We start from the raw sequence: 9079 nt of genomic DNA on the forward strand, positions 1-9079 counted from the left end.
GCGCGATGCGCGACTTGATGGAGTGGTCGGGACTAGGCTTCGACGGGCCACCGAACGAGGGTCTGGTGTTCGCTCTGGGCGGAGCACTCTCGCTCACGTATGTTCGCACCGACGCCCTCGTGCCGCCGTTGTATCTGGTAGGACGTGGTCCTGACTTCGAGATGGACCTCCCCCGCCGTCTCGGCGCTACGGTGGAGGTCCGGTCCACCGACGATCCCCAGCTAGGGTGGGATCTCGTCCGCGACGAACTCGACCGCGGCCGGCCCGCGCTCGTGTGGGCCGAAATTGCTGAATTGCCCTACCTGCGCGTTCAGTTGCGCATGAGTCGCCACGATATCGTCATAGTGGGCTACGACAGCGACGCAGAAATCGCTTACGTCGCAGACAACGATCGCGTCGAAATTCAACAGGTTCCCTTCGACGCGCTGGCGCGAGCCCGACGCTCGATGACCTTCCCCGAGCCGACCCGACATACGCTCTTCCGCATTGACTGGCCCGAGGCGCTACCGTCAATCGCCGTCGTGGCTGCGGAGGCGTTCGCGCAATCTGCGGCATGCATGCGCGCGCCCGCAGGATCCACGATCGCCGGCCCTGTCGAACACTCGGGGACACACGGAATAGACGCAGCCCTAGCACTATCCTCTGACGTGGTGCTCTGGCATGAGCTGCCCTCCGACGTGCTCGAAGTCCACCTATTCAGTCTTGGTGCATTCATCGAGAAGGCAGGTACGGGTGGTGGCCTGTTCCGACGACTACTCGCGTGTGGCTGCGACGAGATCGCCCGACTGACCGGCGATGCTGCAACCAGCGACCTTGCCAGAGATGCTCACCGAGCGGCTGCAGCATGGACATCAGTCGCTCAGGCGGCCGTACACAAGGGCTCGACCGCTGCTACCCGGCTCGACCACGTCATCGAGGCCGCGGCGGTTCTAACTGACACTGAGTCGAGCCTTGCCACCTCACTGGACTCCGCCGCCAGATCCCTAAGGTCCGCCGTTTAGAAGAACTGCCAGCACCGCATCGGTGAGTGGCTGGCCCTAGCCCGGCCCTTTCGCATCTGGATCGACTGAGGTGGGTCGCTACCGGAGTCCGACGGGGTGAACCACGAGATCGTGGGCATCAGTTCCTACGAGTTGATTCGGTCCTACTGGTCGCGCCAGACCTGGGGCCTGACTGGCTCGCCGGCTTCATCACCGGGGGCGACGTGATGACACTAGATCAGGTGGTAGACGACGAGTCGTTCGACCCGCCCATCCGACACTTGGACAAGTGCTCCTCGCGATAAGGAACACAGTTGTGATCAAATACTGAGGGCGGAGACTGGGGCGGCACCGTCTCTCGCGAGCGGGATCAGTCTAGTCCGAGGCGAGTGGCGAACGCGGGGTCGCCGAAGGGTCTGTCTCTGCGGAAGCGAACGCCCACTGTGGCCGCAGCGCCGTCAATGATCCCCCACGACGTCTGATAAAGGTGCGCGGAGAACAGGTCCTTGCTCATTCCATTGAGCCGACCGTGATCGATCCACCATTGGGTAGCTGATAGGCCCGCCCCCAAGATGGAGGCCACTACGACGGCGACGAGGGACTCGTCGGCACCGACCGATTGGAGGCTACGGGCGAACTCGTCGGAAATAATATCCATTGCCGATCTCAGCTGATCCGCGGCCCCTCCCTCGCCGGACTCAGAATACTGAAACATGTGGTTCGTCATGAGGAAGCGGACGACCGCCGGATGCTCGTCGACCAATGACACGTATGCGGAGATCGCTGACCGGAAGAGCTCGTCGACGGAGTCCTGCTGTCCGGAGAGCAGAGTTGACTGTGCGGACTCCCACATCATCGAACCCAAACGTGCTGCCACAGCGGAATAGAGCCCAGCTCGGTCACCGAAATGGCGATAAAGCTTCGGCTTCGACGCCCCTGCCTCTTCCGCGAAGTCGTCCATGCTCACAGCGTCGCCAAACTTCTCGATCGCGCGTATTGCCGCGTCGACGAGTTCAGCCTTCACGATAGCGCGGTGGTCGTCCCAACGCGTGCTTCGTGCATCGCGCACACGACGTTGCACTTTCACCGGGGCTGCGGAGATTCGACGGACTACAGACATGACCCACCACGCTACCAGGATGGTTGACCGTCGCCCCAATAAGCACGTGGCGCACGCATGCAGTCGGCAGAGACATGGGTCGAAACGAGCTTCAAGCGGATCTGTCTAACCTGGCCACAGCTGAATTGAAGTCTTCAACGGCCTCTAGGTTGGACATGTGACCGACCTTGTCGAGAAGAGTGAATTCAAATAGAACGCCCTGCCGACCCAGTCGCGCTGCGAGATCCACCGAATGGGCCGCCGGGGTCAGTCTGTCGGCATCGCCCACGATGACCGCCGCCGGCACTGTCAGCGAGTCAACACCCCTGCTGACGTCGATTGTCGCCAAAACCGCACCCCACATCCCCCGCACCTGTGGTGGGCATCGCAACACGATGTCGGCGCACTCATCGATTACCTCGACAGTCGCGCCCGGGCCCAGGGTTCCGTAACGAATCAGGCGGCGAGACAAACGCGTGTCCTGCATCTCGGGTCCCGCGACCGCAAGACTAGCCGCGAAGGCCCGTTCAAGTCTCGGTCGTAGCTGGCGGGGAACTTTGAGTAACGTTGACCGATCCACCAACTGTGATGGCCCGGTGCTTGCCAGTACTACTCCGCGGGCCAGCTCCGACACCGAGGCTGGGTACTCAGCTGCCCAGCTCATGATGGACATACCTCCCATGCTGTGTCCGACCACGACAGCCTTGTCGGTGGGAGTGGCTACCGCCCGAACTACGGACTCCAAGTCATCGGCCAGAAGTCTCGCCGAGAACGGTACCCGGCCCCGGTCGCTCCACCCGTGTCCGCGTTGGTCGTAGACCACTACCCTATGCGTCGCCGCGAACTGTTCGATCTGTGGCCGCCAGAAACGCCCCTGACAGGCCCAGCCGTGACTAAAGACTAGAAGTGGAGCATCCCGGCCCGAGCCGAATTCCTGGGCGAACAACCTGGTTCCGTCGGAGGAGAGGACCTCGAGGTGCCGCGATCCTCGCGACTCGCTCGCTATCTCAGAGGTCATCAAAGCTCACCGTGACTGCATCCGTCAGCGGAAGTGCCTGACACGCAAGCCGTTCACCGTCGGCAATGTCATCTTCAACGAGGATGTGGTTTTGTGCCATTTCTACATCACCCTCAACCAGCTTGCATACGCACGCGCTGCAGGCCCCTTCTCGGCAGGAGTACGGGGCATTGTGACCTTGGGCCAATAGCACGTCGAGCAACGGAGTGTTGCGCGGCCACTCAGTCGTGATGGACTGCCCATTCAGATAGACCGTGGCGGTCGCCACACCATCGTCGTCACTGAGCTGACGCATCGTGGCTGTCTCGAATGGATCTCCGGTCAGTGACTGAAAGACTTCTCGATGTACCGAGGCGTGCTCAACACCGCAGGCCTCCGCCGACTTCTGAACCAGATCCATGAACGGCGCCGGACCACAGGTGTAGATCTGTGCACCGCGGTGCTCACGTATGGCGGATTCGACATCCTCAGGTGCCGGAATCCCCATAGCCGACTCCAACCAGTGGAAGACCGTGAAACGCTCGGGGAACTCGGAGGCGATCTGCGCCAGTTGGCCCTCGTACATGATCGACTCGGCATCGCGATTCGCGTAGAACAGTGTGACTTCGCCCCCGCCGCACACAAGCGCCGACTTAATCAGCGACAAGACCGGAGTGATCCCACTTCCTCCTGCAAAGAATAGAAAATCGACGTCGAGATTCTTAGCCGTGAAGTGCCCCGACGGCGGGAGGACGGTCAACTCCATTCCCGTCATCGCGTTGTCGCACAGCCAGTTCGATGCGTAACCGTTCTCCGTCCGCTTGATCCCGATCTCGAGACGGAAGTCCTCGACGTGAGGCGAGCTGCTCAACGAGTAGCATCGTGCGACATGACCGGTCCGATCAGATGGGATCTTCACGGTGATGAATTGCCCTGGGACATGCTTGAACTCCTCGACCATGGCATCGGGGATCTCGAACGAAATGGTGACGGAGTCTTTCGTTTCCTGGGTCACTTCTGAGACGCGCAAGGTGCGTGAGCGGGCTGCGGCAGCCGGACGTGCATCGGGTTCGACGGTCACTTGAGGATCCCCTGTCTACGTGCGACCGCGTAACCCGCCCGTGTCAGTGGCGCCGCGATGTCCTGGTAGCGGGGACCGATCACCCGTGCCACGAAGTCGAAACCGCGGGCGTCCGCACCGATCAACACTCGTGCCTTCTTCTTGTCCATACCTTTGAGGATTGTCGCCGCTGCTTTATCCGGGGTGCTTCGTGCGATCCTGTCGAACAGCGAGGCGACAGTCGCGGTGTCTGCCCCCATGGCGGAAACGCCTCGGGCATTGTTGACGATGTTGGTTTTTACACCCCCCGGGTGCACACATGTCACTGTGACCGGGTATCGACTGATTTTCATCTCCTGTCGGAGCGCCTCGGTGAAGCCTCTGACGCCGAATTTCGCGGCATTGTATGCGCTCTGGCTGGGGATTCCGATCAAGCCGAAGACGCTCGACGTGTTAATGAGATGTCCGTCCCCGGACGCGATCAGGTGAGGCAGAAACGCCTTCGACCCGTTAACGACTCCGCCAAAGTTGATGCCCATGAGCCAGTCGAAGTCTTCCCAGGTCATGTCGACCACGTCGACGCCCAAGGCCACGCCGGCGTTATTGAACACCATGTCGACGTGGCCCGACTCTGACCGCACTCCGTCGGCATAGTCCTGAAACGCACTGCGGTCCGCAACGTCTAGTACGGCGGCGGTTACCGTCGCCGCATACGTGGTGCGGCAAAGTTCTGCAGTCTCCTTCAAGTGCATCTCATCAATGTCGGACAGTGCCAGTGCGGCACCTCGCTCCGCCAACTGGAGTGCCAGAGACCGACCGATCCCTGACGCGGCACCGGTGATCACTGCCACCTTGCCTGTGTAATCATGCCGGTCAGAATTGCTCACTGTCGTCTCACCATTTCTACGAATCGTGTCTCTCCGTGCGTTCGGGCTCAGGCGATGTCGTACTCAGCGGGGTCGAAATCTTTTGTGGCGCGCCAGTACTGCCATGTGAAGCCCGGCCACACGGTCCGGTTGACGCCCTGCGAGTCGAGATACCAACTCGTGCAGCCGCCGTTGGTCCACACTCCCTTGGCCAGCTTCCGCTGGATGTCGGTGTTGAACTGTTCTTGCACGGACGGGCGTACGTCAACCTTCTCAGCGCCTCGGCTTTCTACTGTGTCGATGGCCTTCATGATGTATTTGATCTGTTGCTCGATCATGAACACCACTGAGTTGTGGCCGAGGCCCGTGTTGGGTCCGAGGAGGAAAAACAGGTTGGGAAAACCCTTGGTCGTGATGCCCAGGTGCGTGTTAATCCCCGTCTGATGCCAGTGGGACGGGAGATCCTCGCCAGTGGCACCTTTCAGGGCGAGCTGATCGAAACCATCAGTCACGTGAAAACCGGTCGCATAAATAATTACGTCGATGAGGTGCTCGACGCCGTCTGAGGTGATGATGGAATCAGCGGTGACCCTCTCAATCCGATCGCTGATGACGGTGGTGTTGGGCGCCGCAAGTGCAGGGTAATAGTCGTTTGACCCCAGAATTCGCTTACAGCCGATGCGATATGACGGGGTCAGTTTCTTGCGTAGTGCCGGATCAGAGATGGAGCGTTCAATGTTCCACCGAGCGACCCGTTCGATTGGCCGCATAAGGTTGGAGTGACCGTTGAGGCCGAAGGCTAGGCTCTCCGCACCCCAGTACACCGACCACCTGGCGATACGACGTGCAATCGGGAGTCTGCTCAGAAGAGTCCGCAGGGCCGGCGGAACGGTGAAATTCTTGCGGGGTAGGACCCAGGCAGGGGTTCGCTGGAAGACCTTGAGGGACATGGCCTCCTTCTGTACGAACGGCACAAACTGGATAGCGCTGGCACCAGTGCCGATCACGGCGACACGCTTGCCCTCCAGATCCACCGAATGATCCCACTGTGCGGAGTGAAACGCTTCGCCTTTAAAGTCCTCAATCCCCGAAATTTCGGGAAAATTGGGGATATGCAGCGCACCGACTCCTGAAACTACGAACTGAGCAATGTACTCACGTCCGGACTCAGTACGCAGGTGCCACCGCGACTCTGACTCGCTCCAGTATCCGGAAACCAACTTCTGACCGAAATGAATCTTTTGTGTCACGCCGCGCTTGTCCGCGACGTCTTGTAGATACCGCTCAATTTCTGGTTGTGACGACCACACCTTCGACCAGCTACCTCGACTTTCGAATGAGTACGAGTACATCAGCGACGGGACGTCACATGCACAGCCCGGATAGGTATTGTCGCGCCAGGTTCCACCGACGGAGCTTGCCTTCTCCAGGATTAGAAAGTCGCTGTACCCGCGACGTCTTAGCTGTGCGGCCATCCCGAGACCAGAGAACCCGCTTCCGATGATCAGAATCTTGGTCGAAATCGGGTCGTCGGTTGAGTCGGTTTTGGCGGCGGCGCGCGAGGCGCGCCGGGTAGTTGAAGATGCCATGTTTATGCTTTCTCCCTCGTGGGTTCGTTGGCACAACACATCACCTGCGCACAGTGGCAGCGGGTGATCTGTTGAGGCGGAAGTGATCGCGAAGCCATCGAGAATGCTCCGCACAGGTCTAACTGATGTCGACCGTGACGGCTCGGCCGCGTGAACGGAGATCAGCGGAGATCGTCGGGAAGGCTCCGCGTCGCGCGCCACATGGCCATTGTGAACTTGCCTTCCAGCATTCCCGCCTCATGGAAGAACCGAATCATGGGCTCCGACATGAACTGCAGGTTGGTCCGATAGTTTGGGCTGGTTTGTTGTGCCCATACGCCACGCCAGCGGCTAATTCCCACTGCGGGGTACACTTTCGGATTAATGAGCAGCGGGTACGCCAGGTTCGCGATGACGGCAAGCACCCCTCGGTGCCAAGCGCGCGTCGCCTTACGTCGACGCTGCATGCCTTCGATCATCTCCAGTCGCGCAAAGGTAATGTGACGGGCTTCCTCGAGGACATGGATCTTCATGAGCTGGCGAAGCTGAGGCTGCATACTTGGGTCGTTCATCGCCTCGCGCTGGGCGCGGTCCAGGATTTCCTCGATCAGCAGCGTGGCTCCGGACACCGACGGTCCGAGCGGGACGAAATGCAGGATCTTTGCGAAGCTCAAGAAGCCCTTAGGGAGCTTGTAAGGGGGCACGCCTGTTTTGTTAATGAGGCGCGCGAACATAGTGGAATGGCGGGACTCATCGCCGATTTCTGTTAGCGCGTATAGGGACTTCTGATCGGTTAGGGCCCCCTTTGCCGACATGCGCAGGAGCGCCGAACTCAAGAGGTTCTCTGCGTAGATGCCGAAACTGAGGATGCTCACGATCTCGTGGCGTCCCAGCTCGCGACGCTGCTCCTCGGTCATCTTGTTCCATAGTTTGGTGCCGTATAGCGACACCCGGTGCTCTGGCAGAAAGTACTTGCCTTCCTCCCAGGGCGACTCCCAGTCGATGTCGATCTCCGCGTCGTAGAACTTCTCCGCGGAAGACCGCAACAGACGACCTGCAGATCGTTCCATGTCGACGGGCTTGCGCCCGTTCACCCGGGCCATGCCCTCCTGTGAAAAGTCGGGCTTGATATGGGCATCCTGCACGGTCATGTCTTCTCCTCGGTCGTTCAAGGCTGGGAGTCGGGGCCTGGCGCCCAGTACCCATTACTCGCAGTATCTGGTACTGCTAGTATCCACGAACCGCGTTATTTGTCAACGCTCAATGCGAAGAAGGTAGGGCTGCATGTCTGACGACCATGACCTCGACTACTCCGGCGAAGGAACCCTGGTGTGCCGTGGGACGGAGATCCATGTCGAAGCGAAAATAAGAGGTTATTTCCAGCCGCTGAACGGCTTATACACCTGGTATGGCCGGATTCAGAAGAATGATGAGCTCGACGGGCTCCTGAAAGGCGCCCGCGCGATCGCTGTATTTACGACCGCTGAGGGGCGGGCGGAGTGTGTCGTCGGGGATCCCGACTTCTGGGGCCGATACCGCATCTCAGGTAAGAGCACCCCCCCATACCACCTGCCCACCACTCTCGAGGAGGTCGAAGACATGGCCGAGCACCACCACAAGTGACAATCATCCACCGCACGGACGTTCGCCAGACGGATCCGAACGATTGGGTCGCCCACTTCAGGTCGAGAGGATATTGCACATGGTGAGTTCGTCTCCCATTCGAACCCGCTCGTCGAGAGGGGGCGAGAAACTCGGCGAATACAGTCCGACCCTTGAGCGGGTTGCATGGTTTACCCTCCGCCGCAAAGGGATTGTGACGCTGGTTTGGCTCGGTGCCGCTATCGGCTTAGGCCTTCTCTTTCCTCAACTGGAGTCAGTGGTACGGGAACAATCTGTGGATCCGATCCCGGCCGGAGTCCCGTCTTTTCAGACCTTGGACCGTATGGGCGCCTCTTTCGACGAGCGCGGCGCCAAGACCACCGTATTCGTTGTGATGGAGAACAGTGCAGGCCTGTCCGACAACACCCGCGATCGATACCACGTGCTTGTCGACACCCTGCGGGCGGACGACAAGCACGTCATCGCCGTCCGAGACCTGCTGAGCGATCCCCTCACTGCGAGTCAGGCTCTCAGCAAAGACAAGCAAGCCTGGTATCTGCCCGTGGGAGTGACCGGCACACTCGGGGGACCCGATACCGCGGAGGCGGTCGCAGCGGTACGCGACACCGCGGAGAGAATCTTTCGCGACACTGAGACGAGAGTCCGTGTGACAGGCCCACCCGCGACCTTTAGCGACCAACTCGCCGTGGGCGAGTCGGATCTGGTCCTGATCACTGTCGCCACCGTGCTGCTGATCGCCGTGATCCTCCTCGTCGTCTACCGTTCGGTGTTCACCGCGCTGATGCCGCTGCTTGTCGTGGGCATGAGTTTGGCCGTGGGTCGCGGAGTTCTATCTGGACTAGGCGAGCTGGGCATGCCGGTATCCCTGATCCCTCCCGGCGTTTCC

General features: G+C 60.2%; 9 protein-coding genes. 3 read left to right on the plus strand and 6 right to left on the minus strand.

The features are described 5' to 3' along the window. Positions 1-1001: BtrH N-terminal domain-containing protein (locus tag AMD30_RS23670; RefSeq protein WP_055477312.1), on the plus strand; the 1001-nt coding region annotated here is incomplete at its 5' end. Between the two features lie 349 nt (positions 1002-1350). On the opposite strand, the gene AMD30_RS23675 is transcribed toward AMD30_RS23670, so the two are convergent. The 6 genes from AMD30_RS23675 to AMD30_RS23700 all read right to left on the minus strand — a co-directional run bounded on the left by AMD30_RS23675 (position 1351) and on the right by AMD30_RS23700 (position 7721). After that, positions 1351-2100, minus strand: coding sequence for a TetR/AcrR family transcriptional regulator (locus tag AMD30_RS23675; protein WP_026919816.1), 750 nt, complete (start codon positions 2098-2100; stop codon positions 1351-1353). A 91-nt stretch (positions 2101-2191) separates the two neighbouring features. Beyond that, complete coding sequence (locus tag AMD30_RS23680) at positions 2192-3097, minus strand: alpha/beta fold hydrolase (RefSeq protein WP_006369630.1); 906 nt, start codon at positions 3095-3097, stop codon at positions 2192-2194. Then, a complete protein-coding gene (locus AMD30_RS23685) occupies positions 3087-4157 on the minus strand; it encodes a ferredoxin--NADP reductase (protein WP_005195189.1) in 1071 nt (356 codons plus the stop codon). Before AMD30_RS23685 ends, AMD30_RS23680 begins: the two co-directional genes overlap by 11 nt. After that, positions 4154-5023, minus strand: coding sequence for an SDR family NAD(P)-dependent oxidoreductase (locus AMD30_RS23690; RefSeq protein WP_006369629.1), 870 nt, complete (start codon positions 5021-5023; stop codon positions 4154-4156). Before AMD30_RS23690 ends, AMD30_RS23685 begins: the two co-directional genes overlap by 4 nt. A 47-nt stretch (positions 5024-5070) precedes the next feature. Then, a complete protein-coding gene (locus AMD30_RS23695) occupies positions 5071-6591 on the minus strand; it encodes a flavin-containing monooxygenase (RefSeq protein WP_005195187.1) in 1521 nt (506 codons plus the stop codon). A gap of 161 nt (positions 6592-6752) precedes the next feature. Continuing rightward, positions 6753-7721: an AurF N-oxygenase family protein gene (locus AMD30_RS23700; RefSeq protein ID WP_005195186.1), complete on the minus strand. Its 969-nt coding sequence runs from the start codon at positions 7719-7721 to the stop codon at positions 6753-6755. A 133-nt stretch (positions 7722-7854) separates the two neighbouring features. Here AMD30_RS23700 and AMD30_RS23705 point away from each other — a divergent pair, with 133 nt between their 5' ends. Both AMD30_RS23705 and AMD30_RS23710 read left to right on the plus strand, forming a co-directional pair. Continuing rightward, positions 7855-8193, plus strand: coding sequence for a DUF4873 domain-containing protein (locus AMD30_RS23705; RefSeq protein WP_005195185.1), 339 nt, complete (start codon positions 7855-7857; stop codon positions 8191-8193). Between the two features lie 79 nt (positions 8194-8272). Then, positions 8273-9079 (plus strand): MMPL family transporter (locus AMD30_RS23710; RefSeq protein WP_156354404.1); only part of this gene is annotated, 807 nt, incomplete at its 3' end.

Origin of the sequence: Gordonia sp. HS-NH1 (genome assembly GCF_001418765.1) — a bacterium.
Taxonomy (GTDB): Bacteria; Actinomycetota; Actinomycetes; order Mycobacteriales; family Mycobacteriaceae; genus Gordonia.

What these genes read in the sequence shown, in the direction of transcription:
- AMD30_RS23675 (WP_026919816.1), bottom strand. Translation starts at nt 2,100, where the DNA reads ATGTCTGTAGTCCGTCGAATCTCCGCAGCCCCGGTGAAAGTGCAACGT.
- AMD30_RS23680 (WP_006369630.1), bottom strand. Translation starts at nt 3,097, where the DNA reads ATGACCTCTGAGATAGCGAGCGAGTCGCGAGGATCGCGGCACCTCGAG.
- AMD30_RS23705 (WP_005195185.1), top strand. Translation starts at nt 7,855, where the DNA reads ATGTCTGACGACCATGACCTCGACTACTCCGGCGAAGGAACCCTGGTG.
- AMD30_RS23695 (WP_005195187.1), bottom strand. Translation starts at nt 6,591, where the DNA reads ATGGCATCTTCAACTACCCGGCGCGCCTCGCGCGCCGCCGCCAAAACC.
- AMD30_RS23700 (WP_005195186.1), bottom strand. Translation starts at nt 7,721, where the DNA reads ATGACCGTGCAGGATGCCCATATCAAGCCCGACTTTTCACAGGAGGGC.